Below are 23,759 nucleotides of genomic sequence, written 5' to 3' on the forward strand. Positions count from 1 at the left end.
TCCGTTGATAACAATGCGTTAGAAAAATTATCGCTCTGCGCGATAAACCAGATCGCCACGTGGCACTGGTTGAGGCTGGATCCCCAGCCAGGTGTTGTACCCCAGTCGGCCACCGTTGCCGAGCGCGGCCCCCTGCACCGCGTCAGCGCGCAATATCACGCGCGTTTCCCATTCAAATTCCAGACCGGCGTACTGGCGTACCCAGTCGCGTAGCTCGGTGACCCAGGCTTCTCCCGGCAGAAAACGGTTGTACTCTTCTGCGCTCAGCGGGCCAATCTCGATCCGAAATTTATGTTGCACGTCGCGTACCGCAACGCCGAGAAAGGCGGACTCCCCCATACGCGGCAGGCGGCGGCCTTCACCCAGCTGTGCCTGCTCACGCCGCGTCAACGGCATCCACTGCGGTACATTCGCGACCAGCGTCACGGGGGCTTTAAAGTAATCACGCAGGATCTTCTCCAGCCCTTCAGGATCGCGTCCGTGGCGGGTCAGGTGCCCGGCATGAGTAAAGCGTGCGTGTGCGCTCAGGCTGCCTTTATCCATCTGGCCCGGTTGCCCCATGCCGATCAGCGATGCCAGATAGCCTTCGAAGCGTTTGTTATCAGCACGGTCAAGCGAGACAGCGGGCTGCGCATCCGCCCAGGCGCGGTAAAACAGCAAGGTCAGGCGGTGATGGAACAGGTCAGCAAACGCGCTCAGGCTGTTGTCCTGATGATGATGAATACGCTCGCGGGCGTACTCAGTCATGTGTACCGGCAGCGGGCCGTTAGGGCCAAACAGGCCGAAGCTCAGAATCGACACCTCGTGCAGCCCGTTCTCTTCACGCTGACGGACCTGCGTAACCGTCGAGGGAGCAAAACTCATCGACGGCTGCTGGCCGATACGCAACGGTTCAAATCTGGGCAACGGCGCACGCCCCAGCGGGTAGCGCTCTCCGCCCAGAGCATCGATACGTCTTAACAGCTGAAACAGATCGTAGCGCCACGGCGTCTCGCGAACGCCACGCCAGAACATATCCGGCAGTGGCGTCAGACGATGCACGCGCAGTGGCGCGGTGGCAACATCGCTCATATCAGTGCCCTTTTACCCATTCTCGGTGCCCAGTAGCCAATCTCGCCGCGCTGCTGGCTGTTCAGGGTAAACTCCGTAAAGCTGTTGATCGACACCAGGCGAGCAAACAGACGTTCCAGCACGCTACCGAAAAGCCAGGGGCTGGCACCGGAAAATGCACGCTCATCCACCGTCAGGGTAATGCCAATTCCACGGGCAAATACGACCGGGCCAGGCTCGGGGACGCGTCGGTGAACCGGCTCCAGCACGCAGTGGCGAACGCCATCGACCTGACGTGCAACGGGCGTTTCTGCCAGGCTGGCATACAGTCCTAACAGCTGACGCAGCGCCGCAGCCCCCTCTTCATTTTCGCTGTCCATCAGGCTGAGATAGTTCATCTGCAGCTGGCTAATGAGCCGCCAGGTGCTGAATCCTTCGGCCAGTGCCGGACGCGGTGGCGTCGGACCTTTACGCAGAGTCAGGGATTTCACTGGCATCGAGTCGGCCATGATGAATTGCCCAAGCTCCTGCTGCAGCATCAGGGGCAAGTCGCGGCTGGTACACAGCACGTCAGCGGAAATGTAGCGCAGGTTGTCCTGCCACGGCGCATGTTGCTCATCCACCAGCGAGACAAAAACTTCCGAACCGATATAGCCAGTGCGCGTGCCATATCTCAGCGCATGCTCCGAAAGTACGCGCTGTTCGCGGCGCAGTGAAAAATAGGCACCGTAGTTGCCCGCATCCCCGCTCCAGGAGCTCCAGAACGGACGAAACGTCTGGTCGTCGCGCTGACCATCGGCACTGGCATAGATGTTGTTGACCGCGTAAATTTCATAATCCAGGGGGCGAATATTATCCACCACCAGGTGGTATTCATGCTGGCCTTCATTCAGCTTCTGGCGCGCCGCAACCTTCGGGAACAGGTTGATCACCGGGGTACAGTGCAGCGCCAGATGGCTGGCATCCACAACACGCTCCAGCTGTTCATCGGTCTTATCCAGAAGAATGAACATATCGAATGCTTTTTCGCTTTCACAGCGCTGGATGAGCTTGCCCAGACCGCTCAGGCTGATGAAACGAAAACGTGCCGGAAAGGCAAAATACTCCTGGAGCAGACGGTAGCCGTCAAAGTTGCGCAGGTCGTCCGGAAGCAGCGCCTGGTTCGGCGCAAAGCCCTCCTGACGCAGCGAATCAGACGCCAGCATCTGACGTTGTGGTTGTCCGCTCACGGTCTGGCAGACAATGCCCACGTGGTGCTCCATCACCAGTTCCAGCAGTTTCAGTGCCTCAATGTCCGGGCCGCTGAGGAAAAACTCCAGACGGTCAAAATCAAGGTGCCCGAGGTTTTGCGGGCCATCGCAGGCGATACGGATCCGCAAAGCGCTGTTGATACCCCGCTGGCTCAGACCGAGCTGCGCCAGCGGCAGATCGGCAGGTACACCGCCCAGTTCGACCTTTTCAATTTTCAGCGGGAGTAGGTTAACTTCGTGCGCCGTGGTATAGCTGCAGGTCACGCCGGTTTTTTTCAGCGCCAGGCTGTCCATCATGGTACCGCGCGGCACAATGAAGCCATTGCTCAGATCGCCCCGGCTACTGTCGGGCTGGATTTCAGCAATCGCCATTGAGGGTGTCGGTGCAAGGTAGTTAGGCGCGATCATCTCCAGCATCCGCTGGGAGAAGCGCGGAAACTCCGCGTCCATTTTCATCTGCACGCGGGAGGTGAGGAAGGCAAACCCCTCCATCAGTCGCTCGATGTACGGATCCGCCACGTCGATGCCACGCATCCCCAACCGCCCGGCAACTTTGGGGTAACGTTCGGCAAACTCGGCCCCCATCTCGCGCAGATAGGCCAGCTCACGGTTGTAATATTCGAGCAGTTTACTTTCCATGATTACCCCGCATCTTTGAGTTCAAAATGACCGTTTTCCAGATCAACATCCGTGCGAAACAGAAACTCCAGCGGGTACGGTACACACCACAAACGCCCTTTTATCTCGATGGACAGAACGTTATGCAGATCCAGCGAGGAGGTATCAGACACGCAGCGAACCTGCAGCCCCTGGGGCAAAATACGGGGTTCGAAATTAATGATGGCCTCGGTGAGTTTGCGCTGAAGGTCGTGCCATTCGATATCTGACATTCTCTTCCCCGCCAGCGGGGCAACGCCAAAATTCACCACAGAGCGTTTCACCTGCGGCAACGCACCCAGGTCACAGGACGCGTCATGGTTAATGGTGTTAAACAGCCACTGTAAATCCCGCAGCACGCTGCGGCGCAGCGCCGCGTGGGTAATCAGATTGCTGTTGGCCGCCTCACGTTTTTTTTCCGGGTCGTTATCGGTGAGGCGATCCAGCAGTGAAGGCTGCATTTTGTCGCGCGCCCCCACTTTTTCCTGTCTGTTGCGGGCTTGCCAGCCACTGCGTAGCAGGTCGCCTTCGCCAGCGGGATTACTCATGTGCTCCATCCGTTGCAAACGTCACGAGACTCAGCGACAGCAGCGGGCTTTCGCTTTGCTCGCTGAGCCAGGCCTTCTGCCCCATGCCTTCGTAAAGCGTGCCTTCGCTGTCGAGCGGTAACCACTCTGTGGTGCGCCCAAGCCTGACGGCGTCTGAAGCATCATCAGCAAAGGGATAGCGTGCAGGGATCTGACAGACCTGCTCCGTACCGTCAGTCAGACGTACCAGCGAATGACGCCAGACCAGGTCGGTCACACTGGCAGGAGCCTGGAAATGGATCGCTTCGATAGCGCTAAACGGCAGCCAGAAATAACGGCCATTGACGAGGGTTTCACACACCGGTCCCAGACGGGCATCACCGTCCATCAGCCACTCAAATGCCTGCGTCTCTTCGTTTTCGAACACCCGCTGGCCGGCATTCGCTGATGCCTGCTCCAGCGCAGCCAGACGCAACGCCTGAGCGCGCTCTCCGCTCTCCATGAGCGCATCGGCAAGCAGGGTTAACCACGGCCACTGCGCCTCCGGCATGGACGGACGAGCCTGCCCTGCGAAAACCCGGGCACGCTGCAGCTCGCCCTCAATGGACTGTTCCAGCAGCGTCACGGTCGGTTTTGCCTGGGGTTTAAGTGCCAGCCAGCTTTTCAGCTGGGTCAGAGCCCGCGTCCAGTTACCGCTGAGTGTTAAAAACTGCACAAACGCGGCGCGGAGATCGGCGTCCGCCGGTCGGGCTTTGATCCCGGCTTCAATGCGCTGCAGTGCGTCACTGAGCGACTCACCGGCCAGGTGTTGATAGAGCGTGTTCATAGCCATTCCTTAATTTGCCGCGCGCCAGGTGCCCACTGCCGGCTCGCGCAGTTGAGGGCGAAGCGTGTCAATCAGGACAATATTAAGAGGGGTACCGGGAGCAACCCAGGCACTCCAGACCTGTTTCACCGCGGCAATGCGCGCCTGCAGTTTTGCGTCGTCGCTGGCCGTCTCACGAGAGATTTCTACCGCCACCGTACCGTTACTTTTCCAGCCATTCAGGGTGCTGTCGTAAGGCAGGATCATCCAGCTCTGATCGCTATTCCTGGTGCTGAACACCATGCGTTCTTTATTGACAGTGGTGATCAGCGCATTTTCCGGATCGGCACTTTTATTTAATCCCATCACCGGGAAACCGTGAATGTACGTCACCGCCATCTCTTTCTGCGCCCCACTGCGGGATTGCGAGATAACCGTGTGACCGCTCAGCCAACTGCCATTTCCACAGCGGGTGGTGTCAGAGTCCGGAATAAATATCGCAGGTTCAGAAGAACCGCCCTCCCAGAAGGTGCGCAGATGGCAACCATCCAGAAGGGTAAACTCCTGCCACGGTGTACGGTCTGCTGCCACCGTGTGTGATTCAGGGTTTTGCTCAGGCGGTAATAGTGCAGTGCTGGTGGCGGTGTTGGCTGCCGTAGCCTGCTGCTGTTTCACCACCAGCGCCCAGTCCTGCGCTTTACCGGCGGTACCCTGTGCAAGCGTCACGCCAGTGGGATCGTTGAGCGTCCAGCTGAGTTTATTCAGCTTGCTGCACTGGTGTTCCAGCAGTGAGCCAAGACGTGGCACAAAATTTTCGAGCACAGACACGTTTTTGTTGCCGTTCGCCACGATACGCAGCGTAACCTCAGACTTACACCAGCTCTGTGGCGTGTTGTCTTTAATACCGTCGATCCAGATATCCAGCTTCTGCGCAGGTGACTGCACAATGCGGAAATTTTCAGCCTGAGCGGTGGACGCCACCGCCAGAAGTGCCAAACCCGATAGCCAAAGTTTCATATCAGTCCTTGTGTGTCTAATCAGTTCCGCAGGGAAGAAATTGTGCCGCGTCAGAGAGCGTATGCAGCAAAGTGGTGTCCTGAGGGCTGCCCATCCACACCGCCACGGCGGTATAGTTATCCTGAGCATTCCCCTCCTGTTCGCCATTCTTTTGAATGATTTGGTTCATTAACGTCAGCCACTCTTGCGGCGTATTGACCATGTGCAGTGACTGCTTCATCTGCTCTTCGCTGACGCCATGCCAGAATCCGTCGGTGCAGAGTAAAAAAGCATCGCCGTCTTCGACCTGAACCACGTCACTGTAGCTCGCTTCCGGCCCCCCGTTCTCAATACCCAGCGCCAGATACAGCAGGTTACTGTTCAGGTTTTCAGTCTGGTGCCCGGCATCTTTCATCTGTTGAACCAGACTGTGGTCGGTGGTCACGTGCCACAGCCAGCCTCGGCGAAACAGGTACAGGCGGCTATCCCCGGCATGCGCCCAATAGGCCAGACCGTAATCCCTGTCGATGAACAGGCTGACCAGCGTGGTGCCCATCCGGTGATGTTCCTGGACGACCTGTTGTTCATTAAGGATCGTGCGATTCGCCGTTTGCACATAATCGCGGATATGCTGCGCATTGAGGTGTTTGTCACCATCGAATCGGGAAATAATGCTGTTGCGGGCCAGCTCAGCAGCCACCTCGCCACCCGGCAGGCCAGCGATGCCGTCACAGACGACAAAGCAGGCCGAACGTTCCCCTATGGTTTCTCCCGTCTGATCCTGGTTGCTGGCGCGCGTCCCCTGGCGGGAGAGAGAAGCCGTTGCGATATTCATTTTTCTTCCGATCCGCTCTGTGAGTCTTTGTACTGATTAACCTCCATGTCATAGGCATGAAGGAAAGCTTCACCAAACAGGGTATGGAAGTCGTCCTCAATCTCACCTGCCGTCTCACCGTAGCTGCGCACAAAATAGTCCCACAGCGCGGCCTTTCGGCTGCCCGGCAGCGCCAGACGCGATGTCATGCCATTTTGCTTCGCCTGCTCTTCGAGTTGTTCCGGGTTAAAGGATTGCAGCATTGCGGCAATAATGGCGCGAATGCCGGAGATCATCCCCAGCTGGTGCGCCTGCAGATCGATAAGCGCATCACGTACGGATTTTGTGGGTGGCATAAAGCCCGGCATCGGGGTACCGAACATCTGAATCAATACCGTTTTACCGGTTGGCAACAACTTGAACGGGTTGTTCGCATCATCGAGCACCATCGTCATATCGGCTTTTACACCGCGTTTGAGAATGGAACGCGAAGAGAGCAGCGCCACGGTGCCCTGAGAGAACATGCCCAGAATCTGGCCGAGCTGGCGCATATTTTCACGGTTAAACTGCGGCACAGGCTGCATTTCGCTCAGCCCCATACCTTCAAGCAATGCTTCCAGCAGTTCACCCTGAAGCACCTCCCCCTTATCTCCACTATGTGCGGTCGCCGATGGGGACGCTGCATTTTTTACCGGGTCGATACGCAGACGGCCTTTCGGGGTTTGCGCATTGCTGCGTACAACGGCCTGCGGCGTTGGCAGGGTGAACCCGGCGTAATCCGGACGCACGGGTTCTTCATCTACAGCATGCGGAGTTTCCTGAGGTTCAGGTGCAAACAGGGCAGATTCTGCAGGCACCTGTTCTTCCTGCTCTGCTACCGGTTGATCGGCAATAATTTCATCCGGATGAGTTAATGGCGCACCGCCCATCAGACCAAGCGGGTCATCACTGCGTGCCGCTGGTGCGCTGGCCGAACCACCAAACAGGGCCAGCGGATCGAGTTCATCCGTCGCCTCTTCTTTTGGCAGGGAGGGCGTATCCTCATCTGGCGGCACCAGCGTTGAGGGGGTAACGTCGTCAAAAATGCTTTCATTCCTGAACAAGGCTTCGTCGTTAAACAACGCATCAGGATCGACATTCTTACGTTCAAGCTTCAGGTCGCTATCGTTAAAGAGCGCCAGCGGATCTTCGGCATTACGTTCCGGCGCGGCAGGCTGAGAGAACGGATCGTGTGATGTCGCAGGCTGCGGCTTCGTCCGGTTGCTGGAGATGCTGTCGGAGATGGAAAACTCCTGCATCAGGCTGTCCCAGATTTCCGTCGGCACCGCGGTAGGTTCACTTTTCGCGCGAGGTGGCGCGTTCACCGTCCTCGGTTCTACAGCGGACGCAGGTGCCACTGTCGGACGGGCCTGCTGTTGCATACTGGCCGCCATGCGGCTGACTGGCTGAGTGTCGTGGATAAGGTCGGTCACTTCGAGGCGGTAGTCATCAATACCGAGAATATCCCCATCCTGCAGCTCAACCTGACGCCCTCGCTCCAGCGGAATATCGTTCAATACCACGCGGGTGACGCTGCCACGGTTGGTGACGCGGCATTCGCCCTGTGCGTCAACGTGGATAATGGCCTGCAGACGCGAGATGGTACGGTCGTTGTCCGGCAGCACCAGATTGTTATCCGTACCGCGACCAATAGTGCCCCCCGGGGCATAGAAATCGCAGCTACTCTGTGGCGGCTGATGACCGGGTTTCGTAGAAATAATCGTGAATCGCATGGCGTATTCCTGCTGGTATGATTAGCGCTCAAACGCTGCCGCTCTCGGGGCGAGAACGGCGGCGTTTGGGGACGCTACCATTTTTTCTATTTTGGGTTTTTGAGCGAACGAATTGCATCGCTATTAGCGATTAAGCTGCACTTTAATACCTGATAATTACCCGGTTCGGTTCCGCCTACCTTCTCTTTAAGTAAGGAAACAATCACCTTGTCAGCTTTTTCAAAATTCTCTGCTGGCAGATTACTTGCTTCGAGCCATGCGGCGGCGCTGGCCTCTGCATCATCTTTCAGGCTTTTACTGTCCGCAATCTTACCGACGCATCGATTTTGCACCCAGTTTTCAAAAATTTGTTGCTGAGAAAATGCACTGACATCAGGCAGTGTTTGGGCATAAACAACAGAGGCATTTAAAGCTAATACGAGCAGTAATAAACGTTTCATTTCAGGCTCCAGAATGTTGCGTTGGTAGGAATAAACGAACCATTACCCGGAGAACCAAGGAAATGGCAATCATCAGAGCAAATATTTCCATTCCAGAGTGTTACATGCCCGGTTGCATCACTCCAGCCATGTCCGGTAAAGATGATAATGCCTTGCTTTCCCGTAAATTGTGCTGGAGAAGGAGAAGAAACTGACATATCTGCATTGCCCAGTACCGTGGGTAGAAATGCAATCATATCTTTGACACGGAACATATATCGCTTTTTGTCGTTTCCGGTCACTGTCGCATATTTACTATTAGAAGGAACAGGAATGCCGCAATAATTTAAAACGTAGCTCATACGAATGGGGCAGGCATTTTTAAAAATACCGGCATCAATATTATGCTGAACTTTTCCACCCAGTAACTTGCCAACCTGTTCTACGTTAACGTTCACTTCTCTGAATCGGTTCCAGGCGGCACCAAAAGCAGGACGCATATGAGACATCTTGTTTCTCCTTGATAAGAGACTCAATAAAGTGAGCCCTTTCGGGCCCACTACTATTATGCTTCTTTGTTCTCTTTGATATTCCAGCCAGCGCTGCTTTCAGCACCTTTACCACCGGCAGTCGTCTGCTCCCAGTACTGCTGTTTCACTTTCGCAGCCTGGAATGCATAGGTCACACCAACGGTATCGCCGTTGTCTGCACCGGTATACTGGACGGAGGTCACCAGAACATCTTCCAGCGTGATGCGGGTATATTCAACCTGCTGGCCGCCTGCTTTACAAACTGACAGTTCAACTTTGGTCAGGTGTTTACCGCTCGCGCAGTGCTTCAGAATTGCTGTGGTAGATTTGTCGATCAGTGCGTTAATGTGCAGGTCGTTAAAGTTAACTTTACCGGCACCGCCACCACCACCGACACTCATATTACCTGGCTGGGACGCGCCCCAGGAGAAGGAGGTAATATCAGTCCAGCCGGTGTGGTTAGAATCTTTAGATTCGCCCGTAACACCCTCGACCTTCAGAAACATATCAATAGCCATAATATCTACTCTTCGTGAATGAACAATATTGCTTTCGAAAAAGCCCTTATATGGCAAACAGGAAAGCATGGGGCTGAATAAAACCGTCCATATTTTACCTCTGCCTCTAGTCTGACGAAATCATACTCGTACAGACTGTTCAGAATGGCTGTAATTACAACCGTCCTAAATTATGGTTAGTTACTCATCACTGTAACTAAGCGCTAGACAATCATTGATTGCATCATCTAGAATAATTTCAATCATCTTTCATTCATCTAAGGCAATAAAATGAAGAAAATACTATTACTAATACTTGCAATCGTATTTCTGATTATCGCATTTTTCACTACCGTAGATCTTTTCCAGTCGGCATGGCATGTGTTGTCACTAGAGACAATTACTACCGCGTCCGCTGGTTTCCTTTTTGGAAAAACACTTTTTCTAATTGTCGTTCTTCTGGCATTTTATCTCTCGCTAAAATTCTGGAGAAAGTTAAATCCTTGATTTAACTTTCTCAGCAAAATAATAAATAGCGATAGATGCAGCTATAATCAACACCAACAAAGCTGCATTTATCGTTATCTCAAAAAAACTTACATCCCAATCAAACACAAAAACATAATAGCCAAGCGTCGCAAAGAAAAGCATAAACGATACTATAAGCATGAGATAGACAAAGAAATACCTGACGATCTTTTCAGACACGAGTAACTCCTGTTAAAAATCGATTAAAAATATCTTCGTCTATAGCGCCATGGCTCTGCTGGAAATTTACAGCCTCAATAAATGGTTTAACACTATCTTCTACAAGGAAATATAATAAATCTAAATCACCCGCGCCACGCAACTCGTTGTAAATATCTTTGTTTAACTCTAACAGATCATATGAAGTATAGACTGAGCGCGAAATTGAAGCCCCCACACTTAATACCCCTGTAAACCCAGCAGAAACAAGAAAACGCGGTACAATTTTTGAAACGAATAACGTAATTAACTCGTTTACGAAAACCATTTTAAAAGCTATACCACCTACTTGCGCCCCACCTATTTTCAGGAGGAGCGACTTAGATTGCTCTTCAGATAATCCAGACAGATAACGTTTAATGACTGTATTTATTAACCGCCGAACATCTTCTGACGTAAGCCCTTTTTTGATAAGTGACAATAGCCTAATTTTATCGGTTTCATTTCGCCACCGGTGATCTGAATCCAGGAAGTCTTTCGTCAGCATCCACAGGTCTTCCGGGATTGACATAAAACCACCGACCGCGCTCCGGGCGAATATTTCAGGACCACTTTGTTTGCGCGTGTTGAACATTTTCAACATACCATCGGCAATTTCTTTTGGCGAACTCGCTCCCAATTTAGGATCTCCCTGAGGTTAATGAATGTCGATGGATACTTTTAATGAATTTGCGACATACACACTACTTTGCCGGCCCTACGGGCCGGCAGTAATCATCATGCGTCTTTCGTCTTCAGCGATGGCAGTTTAGAAACCAGGCGCAGGGAGACGGTCAGACCTTCCAGCTGGTAGTGCGGACGCAGGAAGAACTTCGCGGCGTAGTAGCCCGGGTTGTCTTCAATTTCCTGCACCTGCACTTCCGCAGCCGCCAGCGGTTTACGGGACTTGGTCTCCTGGGAGGAGTTGGCCGGGTCACCGTCCACGTAGTTCATTACCCAGTCGTTCAGCCAGCGCTCCATCTCTTCACGCTCGCGGAAGGAGCCGATTTTGTCGCGCACGATGCACTTGAGGTAGTGGGCAAAACGGCAGCAGGCGAACAGATACGGAAGGCGTGATGCCAGACGGGCATTGGCGGTCGCATCCGGATCGTGGTACTCGGCCGGTTTTTGCAAAGACTGCGCGCCGATGAAAGCGGCAAAGTCAGAGTTTTTACGGTGAACCAGCGGCATAAAGCCGTTTTTCGCCAGCTCGGCTTCGCGGCGGTCGCTGATGGCAATTTCGGTCGGACATTTCATGTCCACGCCACCGTCATCGCTCGGGAAGGTGTGGCACGGCAGGTTTTCAACCGCCCCGCCGGACTCCACACCGCGAATGGAGGTACACCAGCCGTACTCTTTGAAGGAGCGGTTGATGTTGGCCGCCATCGCATAAGCGGCGTTCGCCCAGGAATAGCTGTTGTGGTTCGCGCCGTCGGTCTGCTCTTCAAAGTCAAAGCTGTCGACCGGGTTGGTACGAATGCCGTACGGCAAACGCGAGAGGAAGCGCGGCATCACCAGACCCAGATAGCGCGCATCTTCGGATTCACGCAGTGAACGCCAGGCAGCATATTCGGTGTTCTGGAAGATTTTGGTCAGGTCGCGCGGGTTCGCCAGCTCCTGCCAGGATTCCATCTGCATCACGCCCGGCGCGGTACCGGTAATGAACGGACAGTGCGCCGCAGAGCCGATGCGTGCCATTTCACCCAGCAGCTCAACGTCCTGCGGGCTGTGGTCGAAGTAGTAGTCGCCGACGATGCAGCCAAACGGTTCACCACCGAACTGACCGTACTCCTGCTCGTAGATTTTCTTGAAGATCGGGCTCTGGTCCCAGCCCACACCCTTGTAGCGTTTCAGGGTGCGGCCCAGCTCTTGTTTAGAGATGCTCATAAAGCGGATCTTCAGCATCTCGTCGGTTTCCGTGTTATTCACCAGATAGCTCAGGCCACGCCACGCACTTTCCAGCGTCTGAAACTCATCGTGATGAATAATCTGATTCACCTGCTGTGACAGCTGCTCATCGATACCGGCAATCAGATTTTGAATAGTGCGGTAGGTATCGTTGGAGAAAGTGACGGTATTTTCCAGCGCCTGTTGCGCCAGCGTTTTTACCGCGCTTTCCACGGCGGAACGCGCCTGATCGGTTTTCGGGCGGAACTCTTTATTCAGCAGCGCACTGAATTCGTCCTGGCTGAACGCCAGGTCCGCCTGCTGCTCATGTTGTTGAGTCTGGTTGCTCATCGATTATTCCTCGCTACCTTTCGCGCTTTCGTCATTTTTTGGCAACTGGCTCAGGGATTTGAGCAGCGTGGGATCCTGCAGAATTTTCGCAATCAGCTCTTCCGCCCCATTTTTACCGTCCATGTAGGTCAGCAGGTTGGAAAGCTGAGTGCGCGCTTCCAGCAGCTTGTTCAACGGCTCAACCTTGCGAGCCACCGCATCCGGCAGGAAGTCGTCCATGCTGTCAAAGGTCAGATCGACGTTGAGTTTGCCTTCGCCGGTCAGCGTGTTATCCACCTGGAATGCCACGCGCGGTTTCAGCGCTTTCATGCGTTCGTCGAAGTTATCAATGTCGATTTCAAGGAATTTGCGCTCATCGACGGCCGGCAGATTTTCCACCGGTTTACCGACCAGATCGGCCATAACGCCCATCACAAACGGCAGCTGAATTTTACGTTCTGCACCGTAGATCTCTACGTCGTACTCGATTTGCACGCGGGGAGCACGGTTACGTGCGATGAATTTCTGCCCACTGTTACTCATTGCCATGATGTTCTCCATCAAAGATGCGCGGTGAAGGTAAAACGGCAGACGCCATGCCTGTCGTCATAATGCCTGGACGCGTCATTCGCGGCGTCCAAAGATGTTTTCCAGTTGGTTAACGCCGTCTGGCGCGAGGTCGCGAATAATGTCCATAAAGTTGAGTTCAGACAGCCGCTGCACCCGTTCAATCATCAGCGGTGCGGGGTGGCTTGGTTCGTACTGCGCAAAATATTGCTTCGCTTTCTCCAGCATCAGCTGCGCATCGGCGCGGCTGGTCACCTGCACGCTGCGCCAGTCTGTCGCTTGCTGTACGGCTGGTACGGCGGTGACAGACGCTGTAGTTTGTTCGGCCTGCGCCTCTCGGGTCGGCAATAGCTTGCTGATATCCGTCACCTGACAGGCGCTGGCAACCAGCCCGACTGTTTTCAGTAGCTGTTCCATCTCCGGTACGCCACTTTCACCGAGATATCCGGTGAGCAGCTCGCGTATGGCCCGCAACCGTTCATTCATCACAATGACCGCTGCGGTACCGGGCTGGTCGCCGCGAGCCAGCTCATCAATCAGCCTTGGGCGACCACCGGGATAATCCGGGCATTCGGTTTTACTGCCGTCAAGCAGTGCCTGCGCATCACGTAGCGAGATCTCATCGCCGTTCGAACGCAACAACGAGGCATTGCGCACGGCAAGGGTCAGGTCAGATTTATCGCTCAGCCCCGCAAGCGCGTTAATGCGGTAGAACGGATCGGTTTCGCCATACTCTTCCAGTAGCGGATAAAGTCGCTCCCAATAACGCGACAGCGCTTCCTGTACCAGCAACAGCCCATCCGCGTAACCCGGTAGCCCGCGACGCCGTGTCCAGGCATGGGTGAGTGCCAGCATCACGCGGAGATCTTTGGTGCGGCCCAGCAGGCTGGTGGCATGTTTTTCTACCGTATTCCAGTCAGCAGGTTCCGCAGGAATAATGGTGTCACCGAACTGTTGCTCAGCTTTGCCCAGGCTGGCTTGCCCCATCGCCTGAAAATCGGCGTCGTATTCCAGGTTTTCGCCGCAGGGGTTTTCGGCACTGATCGGCGCGAGAAATTCATCAATATTCATGGAGTCCCTGCTTATTCAAACATCGGCGGATAAAGACCGTGACGGCCCGGGCGGGCACCGCCTGCCGGATCGAACAGCAGCGTAAAAAGCTGTCCGGTAAAGTTTCCGCTGTGAACGTGGGTGTAAAGGGGGTATCCGTCGCAGCGGTTTGTCCACCAGAAGCTGGTCTGGCGAAGCGGATCAAAGCACTCTGCCGCCTGCGGCCATCCCAGCGTGGTCTGGCCGTCCTCTTCATAACCAATCACGTCCAGAATATCGGAGCGCATCTGCGGCTCTACAGGCTGCGGTGCCGGAATGGTCATCAATACGTCATCAAGCTGTGGGGCGGAGAAACTGTTGCGCACCGCGTGCAATCCCACGCGGCCAATCTGCTGGTACCAGCTTTCGGCCTGGCCGAGCAGGCGTGACGACCATTCGGCCGGGGTGAAGCTCAGTTGAATGCACACCGGGTATTGTCGGCCAACGCTGTCACGTCCGGGTAACAGACAACCCATCTGGATCATCTGGCTGCCCAGCATCGGCGGGACGACAAAATTCCAGACCGGGGCTTTATTAAACTGGCGTTCGCCGCTGCGCTGCTCTTCCTGTTGCCAGGCCAGCAGGCCAACCTGAAACCAGTGTGACCACTGACGCTGTAAGGTGTCAGGAAAGCGACGCTGCAAAAAGTCACCGGCGCTGGGTAATTTGCCATACCAGCTATAACGGTTCATCGCAGGGGTATTCGTCATACGGCTGTCCTTGCGGTTATGGGCATGAGAAACGGGGAAGCTGGAACGGGTTGCGGATACTGTTTGGCGCAAACTCCAGCGTGACCTGATGTCCGTCAACGCTGAAGGTGGCCTGACGGCTCAGACTCCCCGCGCCCGGGCTGGTGCTCGCTTTATCGAAAAAGCGGTTCAGCGCCCAGGATCCATTCGTCACCAGTGTTGCCGTGCTGCCGTTGGCCAGTCCCAGTTGCATACGCACCTGGTTAGTACCGCCTGGTCCCGGCCAGTTCATAATCTGTACTGCCTGCGGGCCGTGGCTATAGCGCAGCAACTGCCCGTCCACGTCCAGCGTCAGGTTCAGAATGGCGTTATCCATCCGCACGGTGCGCACCGTCACTTTGAAAGATGGCGTGGTGGCTCCGTTGGCAAAAAAGGCATCCCGGACAGACTGCGCCTGCTGAAACGGCCGTAGCAGCCCTTCACTTCCCGGCAGCGTTTTACCGTCGATGCCAGGCATAAAGCGCCAGTTCGCCTGAGTGGTATCGACTTTGTTGGTCAGGTTGTCGCGGAAAAAGGTATCCATCAGCCCGGTGCCCGGCGCAAACATCCGTGCGAGATCGTCAGGTGTGACTTCGGTACTGGCGCTGCGCACCAGTGGATAACGACCAGCAATCGCCTGACGGCAGAAACCACCCACTTCAACGTTAATCCGCTTGCGAACGTTTTCCAGGTCGCGGCGCTGGGTATCACTGCTGGCCCCGACGGCCATGTTGCTGAACATGGTTTGTAGCCCACCGGGCAGACGGCCGGCGCTGGCCTGCAGGCGGCTAATTGCTTCACCACCCGGGGCAGGCATACCGCTGTTGGCGGCGTCCTGTACGGCGGTCAGATAGCGGTAAAGCTCATCAACCTGCTTGAGAAAATCATCAAATACGATGGTCTTGCCACCCTTCTCCAGCGGCTGTGCCAGCTCAATCATTGGCGCATAGTGATCGGTCACCAGTTGCTCAGGAACCTGGGTTACCACAGCCCCCTGCGTTGGTGCTGCGTCATTGTTGCTGAACAGCGCCTGCAACGTGCGGGTTGCACGGTTGCTCTGCTCTTCCGCTTTTCCGGCGTCAGCTGGTGCTGGCGTATTACGCGATAGCGTCAGCACCTGGCTCAGGTTCTGCACCAGGCGGCGCAGCGGCGAGTTTGCGCCGGAGAGCAGGCGCGCGGTATTGATGCGCTGCGAGAGATCGGCACTGTTGTTGAGCTGAATGTCAGCGAGGAAGCGATCCCAGTTAGCGATAAAGTCGCGCATGTAGAGCTGACGCACGGCGTTATCAATCTGCTGTTTATCTTCCCGGGATGAGGTACTCCCCAGAACCCAGACATCATCTTCGTGCAGTGCGGAGGTCACACTGTCGATCTGGCCGTTGAAGCTTTTCCAGTAACCGTCCGGGGTATAGAGCCCGGGTACGCCTTCGCTCAGCGGTTTGCCGCTTTTGCGTGAAAATACCAGCTCACTCTGCGGGCCGCCGAGGTCAGAAAGCGATACCGGTTTCAGATTTTCATCATGCTCAAGCAGGCGCTTCAGGCGACCATACACGCGGGTGGAAAGCGGTTGCTGGTTGATGAGCGCTCTTTCACGAGTGACCAGTGTGTCGTCCTGGGCATAAGGTGAAGACTGAATTTGCGGTTCCAGCAACTGCGTCAGGTGCCATGCCAGCTGTTGAAGCTGCGACTGGGTGACGTTTTGCGGCAGGTTTCGCTGCAGGTTGAGCATCACCCACGAGTGCAGGAATTTGCCGTCGTAGTGCTTTGGCTGATAGAGCATCTGATAGGCTTTCAGCGCTTCGTAGCTGTATTCCACATCGCTGCCGTTATCGTTACGCAGCCAGGTCGTGACGTGCATCGCGACGGCGGGCAACAGCATTTGATCCAGCGCTTTCTGGTACAGCGACTGCGAGGCATCGCTGACGTCATCCCCACGGTACAGCCCCATACGACGAGAGACGGACGGGTTGTTAACATCAAAGGCGGTGCTTTTCGGTAAATCCACCAGACTGTTGAGCAACGGCAGGAGGGTAAACAGATCGCGCTGAGGCTGATTTTGTAACGCTTTGCCCTGCTGCTCCAGCTGCGGTACTTTTGCATCAACCTCTTCCAGATAGGCTTTATTTTTGGTGTAGCTGGTCAGCCACAGCCCGCCGAGGATCACCAGCAGTGCCAGTAGCGCCGCATAGCCAGACCACATCACGGCGCGGTTCCGCAGTTCCCACCAGCGGTTTTCGCCGGCGATCCCGGCTTCCTGGAAAATAACGTTTTGCAGCAGATCCTTGATAAAGAAGCTCTGACCTTTCGCCCCCGGGATCGGTGCCTCCTTACTGACTGAATCCCAGTTCTCGTTATCTCCACCTTCAGGCAGCGACAAGGCGCGATTCAGTTCGCCCATCACACGGTCGAAGGGCATGCCCTCCTGGGTACCGCTGGCGAAGTAGATCCCGCGCGGCGAAAACTCCGTTTCAAAGTTAGAACGGGCGAAGACCGTGCTCAGGTAGTCCGCCAGCAGCGGACGCAGTGCGGCGAACTCTTGGGGGAAGAGATACGCTTCCGCACGGGTTTTGGCATCATGCTCTTTCAGCATGGTTTCCGGCAGACCTGCATCCAGACGTTGCTGTAACAGCGAAAACTCCTGCTGGAAGTTGCCCATCAGATCATAATCAGCGTGTTTGGTCTGCTCCCACGGCAGCGTAAAGCCCCAGATCTGGTCGCGTTGCGCTTTGTCGTAATCAGCAAACCAGGCGCGGAAGCCTTTAAGCAGGTCAGCTTTGGTCACCATGACGTACACCGGGAAGCGGATCCCCAGTTGTTCGTGCAGCTCAGAAAGACGCTGACGCAGATTCACCGCCTGCTGGCGGGAAGCTTCTGCGGATTGGGTCAACAGATCGGAAATACTGATGGTGATAATGACACCGTTGATCGGCTGGCGGCGGCGATACTTACGCAGCAAGCCAATGAACTCAAGCCATTCACCGGCGTCCTGAACCTGCTCGCTTTCCTGTGTGGTGTAGCGGCCTGCGGTATCCAGCAGCACAGCTTCGTTAGTAAACCACCAGTCGCAGTTACGCGTGCCGCCAATGCCCCGCAATGCGGTTTTACCAAAACGGTCTGCCAGCGGGAATTGCAGCCCGGAATTGGCCAGTGCGGTCGTTTTACCGGAGCCTGGCGCGCCAATGATCACATACCAGGGCAGCTGGTACAGATACTGCGTGCTGAAGCGCTGCGTCCACTGTGCGCCATGCCCTGCTTTGCTGAAGTGCGCTTTTTTCAGCATCTGAGCGGCTTCATCAAAACGTCCGGCGAGGATCTGCTCCTCGCTGTTCAGTCGCTTCTGTGGATCTGCAGCTTCCTGGTGGGCCGTATTCTCATTCAGCCGGTCCATCAGCTTACGGTTCAGCCAGGCGTTATACAGCCGCGGCAGAATATGGCTCTGTGCCCAGATCAAATAGACCACCGCGATACTGATAACCCGGTTCTGTTCAGATTCGAGCGGTCGGGTGTCTACGATGGACAGCAATGGACCAATCATCCAGATCACCGCCGCAAGCGCCGTTACGCCCAGGAAGCTCCACAGAATGCGATTGGTCAGAATGGAAAGAAGAGTAGTCAGCATTCCTTAGTTTCCTTGCGGCAATCCGTTCAGCTCAGCCTGCGTATTCTCAGGCGACACCAGCAGAGTAATTTCCACACGGCGGTTACGGGCGCGGTTTTCAGGCGTATTGTTCGGTACCACAGGATTAATCTCGCCTCGCCCCTCCGCTTTCACGCGCTCAGGTTGGGAGAGGCTTCCCTGCAGCTGTTTTTGCACAGACCGGGCACGTTCCAGAGAGAGCTCATAGTTAGAGGCAAAACGCGCGCTGCGAATGGGCACGTTGTCGCTGTAGCCAACCACCAGAATTTTGCCGCTGACGTTATTCATCGCCTGGGCAATGCGGTTGATCACCGGCTCATAGCGATCGCGCACCACCGTAGAGGCGGAAGCGAACAGGCCGTCGCCTTTCAGGATCACTACGCTGCGATCTGCTTCGTCCTTCACCGCCACCAGGCCAGCATCAATTTCAGGTTTCAGGAAGCCGCGCAGATTCAGCACAGCGGGCAATTGCCGTGTCGGTTGCTGAACTGAGGTTTCCGGGAGCTGGGACTGGTAAATCTTCGCCAGCACCGGATTGGTGTTGTCACCGAGACGCCAGTTAAGAACGATATAGAACAGGCAGGCAATGAAACCGACCAGCGTGGCACAGGCCCACAGCGGCACCATCGGACGCCACAGTTTACGTAGCACAGGCCGGTCTTCCGGGTGTGGTGAGAGCGGCGGCGGATAGCTGCCGCGCACGCCACGGATCATCTGCCACAGCCGCTGCTTGATGGTTTCAAGCTGGGTGCGGCCGTTATCCAGCACCCGGTAGCGCCCTTCGAATCCAAGTAGCAGGCAGTAGTTGATCATCTCCAGCAACAGAATATGTTCACGCGGGTTCTGCGACAGACGCGCCAGCAGCTGGAAGAACTTCTCTCCCCCCCAGGTTTCGTTGTGAAACGTCACCAGCAACCCGCTACTGGACCAGACGCCGCTGCTCCCCCACGGGGTAAGCGCAGCGGCTTCATCCAGTGCCGTACACAGACAATAACGGGCACCGACGATCACTTCATAAGGCAGTCCCGCCTGTTGGCAACGGACTTCGAAACGGCGAATTTCGTCGATCAAGCGCTGGCGCAACGCCACCTGATCGTCATGTGATACTGAGTGACGGATTTGCGGAATCGCGTTGAGCAGCGGATTGGCGGCCGCCACCAGCTGATTGTTGCTACTGGCCCCGGTAAACACGGCATCACTGCCGGTATCCTGTCGTTCCTGCATATTTAGCGCTCGCTTTATTATTCTGTCGGGCTACGGATGGCCCAAAACTCCATATCAAGACCCGGGAACTCCCCTGCAAGATGCAGAGCGAAAGCACCGGACTTGTCCATCTCGTGCCACAGTTCACAGCCCTTCTCCAGCTCAAAATAGCTGTAACCCGCATGCCAGGGGATTTGCGGTGGCGCGACCGGCATAGCCCGCAGCATAATGCCCGGCAGTTGCAGCTGAACCAGATCGCGGATCCTGGAGACCGGAGCCACCTTCATCTGGGCAGGGAAATGGGTTTGCAGGTGATCGCCCGGCACATTGGCTTTTACCGCCAGTACAAAGCCAAACTCACGTACCATGCTGGTCTCAGGGACGGTGGCGATGTTCAGGCCATGAGAACGTTCGTTAAGCGGTAACTGGATAGCATGGTCTTCCATCACCAGCGACAGCCCCTGGCGCAGCATCAGCATCAACTTGCTGAAGCAGCCCGCGAGATCATCATGGTCATAAATTGGCAGCACGTTTTCTGCGCTACGCTGAGAGGTCCAGGTAGCAAGTTCGGTGGCAAACGGTAGCCAGCGATGCCAGAGCGCTTCCGGGTGGAGCAGCGGGAGAGTTTTTAAATGTGATACTTCGCCCAGATGGCGATTCACCAGCGAGAGCAGTGTAAATTCAATCAGCTCAGAGGTGTTAAAACGGCCAGGCTGACGCAGACGACCGCCAATCTGCTGACTACGCTGCACCAGTAAACCGTGCAGATCGTTAATCATGCTATAGAGCAGCGGGTTGTTGTTGGCATTCAGCATCGGAGGGATGTAGCTGCTGTCCAGCCGCACATGATTGTCGTTGCGCTTCTCGGTGACAAACGCCACGCCGATAGCAGTCCACTCTGCTGTCAGATCTTTTTCCAGCATCAGGGTCAGGCGCAAACGGCCAAACTGTACCGTAGCATCCCCCACCGACATGGCATTATCGTCTTCCACCTCTTGTTCAAAGGCGATAAAACGCGCGAGCGAGGCCTGCTCTTCGCTGAAGATAACCTCTTCGCGTTCACCCCGGCGAACCGGCAGCGCGAGCACCACTTTCTCATTGGTGAGGTTATCAGGGATTTTTAGCGGTACCGGGCCGTTGCGCCCGTTACGTACCTGGAAAAAGGTTCCGTCAGGCAGCAAACCGCTGCAGTAGCTCAGCGCAATGCAACCCTGACGAAGCATCGCCTCGTCGAGTTCAACGTCGAGAAAGCCCCACAGATACGAGCGCTGCAGCGCCCCCCACTCACGAACGTGGTTGAGCAGGTAACTCTCTGTCCGCTGAAAATGGTGTGGACGCAGAAACATCCCTTCGGTCCAGACGACCTTTTCTGCTTTCGTCATGATGATGTGTTTCCTGTTATGAAGCGCGTTACTGGCTGATGACCCGGATGCCATTCACGTCCAGAAAGACGTTGGCCTGGAGTTCATCTGCGGACCACTTCCAGAACTGATAGACAGGGTTTTCGCCGGGAACAGGCAGCGGGAGTGAAACGCGCCATTTTTTCCCATCCAGCGCCTGGTATTCCGCCATCACACCGATATAGCGGGCGTCGGGAGAGCTTTGCCCACTCAGGGTTTTCGAAAGCTGGCCCGGCATCAGGAAGAAGACATCGCTGTTAAGCAGATTCGCGCCAAGCGTGGTTGACGCGTTGTTCTGCAGGGAATAGAAGTCGCTGGACATGAAATCCGCATCAGATTTCAGCAGCAACACTCTGACTTTAAGCGGCGCGGAATCATTGATTTGCGGATGAGCCTGAAACTGCAGATTGTAGCGGGAGGGGTCGTTGTGTGAAGAGGACGTACAACCACTGACCAGAACAAAAATCACCGCGTAAAATGCTAACCACATCCTGTGAAAATTTTTATTATTCATAAAAATACGCTCATGAAATCCGTTTAGTTCAGGATCCAGGTCCCGTTCGCGTTGTCTTTGCAGGCTTTACTGTTGCCATCCACATCAACGCAGGTCGTTTTCTTACGCGCTTTTGGACGAAGCGCTTGTTTACGCACGGCCGCGTCATACTGATCGGCCTTGATCACGGCACGCATGGGGACGTAACCAATCAGTTGTTCGCTACCCTCATCCGCAAGCGCCATCCAGTAGTGTTCAACCTGACCCAGAACCACGTAGGTTTTTCCGGTCTCAAGCGTGCTGATCGCCTTTCCGCCGTAATCAGGACGGCTCATCAATGACGCCGGATACATTGCACGATAAGGTTCATTAACCTGGGTAAATTCTGCCGGAGGGGTAACAACATGACGGTGGGTTAACGTGACGCCATTGACCTGGCTGGTAACGATCGTATCGTCGGTTATCACAGGTTTCTGCGGCGCTTTACAGCCCGCCACCGCCATTACAAACAGGAGTGAAAACAATACGCGCATTTTCATATGCTTTTCCGTAGCGATATTTAGATGATAGTAGATTGGGGGGAGATGATATTTGACTTAAATAGTATCGTTTAGAATATGACAGGTATTTTCACAGCGTGACTATTCTTAGGGTATAGCTACCGCACAAGCCTTACAGAATAAGGCCCTGCTTCATCCTGACATATTTTAACAATCAGCCCACAAGTTTACATAAGCTCGTCATCATTTCAATATTGCCTTCTAATTTCCTGGTGTTTTATGAGTCACTCATGAAAATATAGGAATAATCCTACCAAAAACCCACACATAGCGTGCCAAGTTCAATTTAGCCCACCAAAACACACAGCAACTATATGAATTAAAACAGATTATCCAAAAAAGAGAATGGATCGCATTAACGTAATAAACATAGCATTACCACTACCATAATTAGTAGAATTTAAATTATTTATGACAATATGAATATATTATGCACATCATATTTGTTGCATTCACGAGATAGGTTTCATTCGAATCTTCTTTTAATGGTGAAGAAATTTCCGATAGTGCTGAAGCATATTAATTTTGCACCACGAAATAACGGCAACATTATAGCAAAAGCGCTTTCATCAGGTGTCTCGCAGCGCATGAACTATTAAGCGTGACTAAATCAGATTCGGTCCGCCATTATAGCTCCCCCCTCTTTCTCTCAGCCATATCATTGCTGTGTTCTTACCCACAGAAGGTTCCATTACGCGCCGCAAAGCGGTTCGCAAATGCCCTACTTCTGTTTAACGTTCACTACATAGTTTCCTTTTACACGTACTTTTACCAGGGCATTGGTTAATACAGAGTCTGCAGCTTGACTTATTTTGCGATAAAGGTACTTTTCAGGACATGAAGAAAATCCTGATTATCGTTCCTGACGGCGGCATGTTGTTTGAAGCCGCCGGTATCGCCGACATTCTGATGCAGGCCAACCGACTGCACCCGGAAGGCCTGAGCAATCCCTGCTACCGTATCCTCATTGCCACCACTCAGCCCCATCAGGTGATCCACGGGCAGTCTGGCTTAAATTTGCTGGCGGACTATCGCCTGCCGGAGCTGGACCCACGCGAGCCGCTCGACACCATTATCATTACCGGACGCGGCATGAACGAGCTGGAGAGCACCGCGGTGGTGGACTGGCTACACCTTGCAGCCCCTCACGCCCGGCGTATTGCCTCCATCTGCGGTGGCGCGATGCTGCTGGCACAGACCGGATTACTCGACGGACGTCGCGCCACGACGCACTGGCGGCTTCTGGAGACAATGCAGGAAACGTATCCGGCTATCCGTGTGGAAGGTGGCCCACTCTATATTCAGGACGGCCCCATCTGGACGTCCGGCGGTGTCAGTTCCGGGTTTGACCTGACGCTGGCACTGGTTGAAGATGACTACGGTTTTACCCTCGCTCGTGACGTGGCGCAGGACATGGTGATGTATCTGCGTCGCCCGGGCGGGCAGCTGCAGTTCAGCCGTTATAACCTGCAGCAATCGGGGACTTCCGGCCCCATTAGCGAATTACAGGCCTGGATCCTGCAAAACCTCACCGCCGACCTGTGCGTTGAAAATCTGGCGGAAAGAGTCGCCATGAGCCCACGAAATTTCACCCGCGTGTTTACCCGCGACGCAGGAGCCTCTCCGGCGCGCTACGTAGCCGAAGCACGTCTTGCCGCTGCCAGACAGCTTCTTGAACAGACAAATGACTCGCTGGAGCTTATCGCCGGGAGAAGCGGATTTGGCACCAGCATCAACCTGCGTCGCGTCTTTGAGAAACAGCTTCACCTCACGCCGGGAGAGTACCGCCAGCGCTTCCACTGCCGCAAGATGGCGTAATCTG

22 protein-coding genes are annotated in these 23,759 nt (G+C 54.8%); 1 reads left to right on the plus strand and 21 read right to left on the minus strand.

Annotated features, from left to right (window positions below):
- Window positions 1-27 precede the first annotated feature (27 nt).
- The 21 genes from tssG to ACHHZ6_RS01015 all read right to left on the minus strand — a co-directional run bounded on the left by tssG (window position 28) and on the right by ACHHZ6_RS01015 (window position 21,916).
- Window positions 28-1,071 carry a type VI secretion system baseplate subunit TssG gene (gene tssG, locus ACHHZ6_RS00915; RefSeq protein ID WP_196390080.1) on the minus strand — a complete coding sequence of 348 codons (1,044 nt, stop codon included), beginning with the start codon at window positions 1,069-1,071 and terminating at the stop codon, window positions 28-30.
- Window positions 1,068-2,939: a type VI secretion system baseplate subunit TssF gene (gene tssF / locus ACHHZ6_RS00920; protein ID WP_182919916.1), complete on the minus strand. Its 1,872-nt coding sequence runs from the start codon at window positions 2,937-2,939 to the stop codon at window positions 1,068-1,070. The genes tssG and tssF overlap by 4 nt, the downstream gene beginning before the upstream one ends.
- A gap of 2 nt (window positions 2,940-2,941) precedes the next feature.
- A complete protein-coding gene (gene tssE / locus ACHHZ6_RS00925) occupies window positions 2,942-3,505 on the minus strand; it encodes a type VI secretion system baseplate subunit TssE (protein ID WP_182271730.1) in 564 nt (187 codons plus the stop codon).
- Complete coding sequence (locus ACHHZ6_RS00930) at window positions 3,498-4,310, minus strand: type VI secretion system accessory protein TagJ (protein WP_182919915.1); 813 nt, start codon at window positions 4,308-4,310, stop codon at window positions 3,498-3,500. The genes tssE and ACHHZ6_RS00930 overlap by 8 nt, the downstream gene beginning before the upstream one ends.
- A 9-nt stretch (window positions 4,311-4,319) precedes the next feature.
- Window positions 4,320-5,306 (minus strand): hypothetical protein, encoded by a 987-nt coding sequence (locus ACHHZ6_RS00935; protein WP_395121570.1) that lies wholly within the window; start codon window positions 5,304-5,306, stop codon window positions 4,320-4,322.
- Window positions 5,307-5,322: 16 nt separating this feature from the next.
- Window positions 5,323-6,120 carry a PP2C family protein-serine/threonine phosphatase gene (locus tag ACHHZ6_RS00940; RefSeq protein ID WP_395121572.1) on the minus strand — a complete coding sequence of 266 codons (798 nt, stop codon included), beginning with the start codon at window positions 6,118-6,120 and terminating at the stop codon, window positions 5,323-5,325.
- On the minus strand, window positions 6,117-7,871 hold the full coding sequence (gene tagH / locus ACHHZ6_RS00945; RefSeq protein WP_395121573.1) for a type VI secretion system-associated FHA domain protein TagH: 1,755 nt from the start codon (window positions 7,869-7,871) through the stop codon (window positions 6,117-6,119). The genes ACHHZ6_RS00940 and tagH overlap by 4 nt, the downstream gene beginning before the upstream one ends.
- Window positions 7,872-7,957: 86 nt before the next feature.
- On the minus strand, window positions 7,958-8,311 hold the full coding sequence (locus ACHHZ6_RS00950) for a T6SS amidase immunity protein Tai4 family protein (RefSeq protein ID WP_182919912.1): 354 nt from the start codon (window positions 8,309-8,311) through the stop codon (window positions 7,958-7,960).
- Complete coding sequence (locus ACHHZ6_RS00955) at window positions 8,308-8,799, minus strand: type VI secretion system amidase effector protein Tae4 (RefSeq protein ID WP_395121576.1); 492 nt, start codon at window positions 8,797-8,799, stop codon at window positions 8,308-8,310. The genes ACHHZ6_RS00950 and ACHHZ6_RS00955 overlap by 4 nt, the downstream gene beginning before the upstream one ends.
- Before the next feature lie 56 nt (window positions 8,800-8,855).
- Window positions 8,856-9,338, minus strand: a complete 483-nt coding sequence (locus ACHHZ6_RS00960; protein WP_182919910.1) for a type VI secretion system tube protein Hcp — start codon at window positions 9,336-9,338, stop codon at window positions 8,856-8,858.
- A 474-nt stretch (window positions 9,339-9,812) separates the two neighbouring features.
- A complete protein-coding gene (locus tag ACHHZ6_RS00965) occupies window positions 9,813-10,025 on the minus strand; it encodes a hypothetical protein (protein ID WP_395121577.1) in 213 nt (70 codons plus the stop codon).
- Complete coding sequence (locus ACHHZ6_RS00970) at window positions 10,018-10,683, minus strand: hypothetical protein (protein WP_395121579.1); 666 nt, start codon at window positions 10,681-10,683, stop codon at window positions 10,018-10,020. Before ACHHZ6_RS00970 ends, ACHHZ6_RS00965 begins: the two co-directional genes overlap by 8 nt.
- Window positions 10,684-10,781: 98 nt before the next feature.
- Window positions 10,782-12,281 carry a type VI secretion system contractile sheath large subunit gene (gene tssC / locus ACHHZ6_RS00975; protein WP_182271739.1) on the minus strand — a complete coding sequence of 500 codons (1,500 nt, stop codon included), beginning with the start codon at window positions 12,279-12,281 and terminating at the stop codon, window positions 10,782-10,784.
- Between the two features lie 3 nt (window positions 12,282-12,284).
- Window positions 12,285-12,809, minus strand: coding sequence for a type VI secretion system contractile sheath small subunit (gene tssB / locus ACHHZ6_RS00980; RefSeq protein WP_008502644.1), 525 nt, complete (start codon window positions 12,807-12,809; stop codon window positions 12,285-12,287).
- A 75-nt stretch (window positions 12,810-12,884) separates the two neighbouring features.
- Window positions 12,885-13,898 carry a type VI secretion system protein TssA gene (tssA, locus tag ACHHZ6_RS00985; protein ID WP_182271740.1) on the minus strand — a complete coding sequence of 338 codons (1,014 nt, stop codon included), beginning with the start codon at window positions 13,896-13,898 and terminating at the stop codon, window positions 12,885-12,887.
- An 11-nt stretch (window positions 13,899-13,909) separates the two neighbouring features.
- Complete coding sequence (gene tagF, locus ACHHZ6_RS00990; protein WP_196390087.1) at window positions 13,910-14,626, minus strand: type VI secretion system-associated protein TagF; 717 nt, start codon at window positions 14,624-14,626, stop codon at window positions 13,910-13,912.
- A gap of 16 nt (window positions 14,627-14,642) precedes the next feature.
- Entirely contained in the window at window positions 14,643-18,263 is a 3,621-nt protein-coding gene (gene tssM / locus ACHHZ6_RS00995) for a type VI secretion system membrane subunit TssM (protein ID WP_395121583.1), read from the minus strand.
- A 3-nt stretch (window positions 18,264-18,266) separates the two neighbouring features.
- Complete coding sequence (locus ACHHZ6_RS01000) at window positions 18,267-19,505, minus strand: DotU family type VI secretion system protein (protein ID WP_182919906.1); 1,239 nt, start codon at window positions 19,503-19,505, stop codon at window positions 18,267-18,269.
- 17 nt (window positions 19,506-19,522) lie between these two features.
- A complete protein-coding gene (gene tssK / locus ACHHZ6_RS01005; protein WP_395121585.1) occupies window positions 19,523-20,866 on the minus strand; it encodes a type VI secretion system baseplate subunit TssK in 1,344 nt (447 codons plus the stop codon).
- Between the two features lie 28 nt (window positions 20,867-20,894).
- On the minus strand, window positions 20,895-21,398 hold the full coding sequence (tssJ, locus tag ACHHZ6_RS01010; protein WP_182271745.1) for a type VI secretion system lipoprotein TssJ: 504 nt from the start codon (window positions 21,396-21,398) through the stop codon (window positions 20,895-20,897).
- A 23-nt stretch (window positions 21,399-21,421) separates the two neighbouring features.
- Complete coding sequence (locus ACHHZ6_RS01015; RefSeq protein ID WP_182271746.1) at window positions 21,422-21,916, minus strand: SH3 domain-containing protein; 495 nt, start codon at window positions 21,914-21,916, stop codon at window positions 21,422-21,424.
- 858 nt (window positions 21,917-22,774) lie between these two features.
- On the opposite strand from ACHHZ6_RS01015, the gene ACHHZ6_RS01020 reads away from it, so the two are divergent.
- Window positions 22,775-23,755, plus strand: coding sequence for a GlxA family transcriptional regulator (locus tag ACHHZ6_RS01020; RefSeq protein ID WP_196390090.1), 981 nt, complete (start codon window positions 22,775-22,777; stop codon window positions 23,753-23,755).
- Window positions 23,756-23,759 lie beyond the last annotated feature (4 nt).

The sequence above is a fragment of the Enterobacter cloacae complex sp. 2024EL-00214 genome, assembly GCF_043945575.1.
Taxonomy (GTDB): Bacteria; Pseudomonadota; Gammaproteobacteria; order Enterobacterales; family Enterobacteriaceae; genus Enterobacter; species Enterobacter cloacae_P.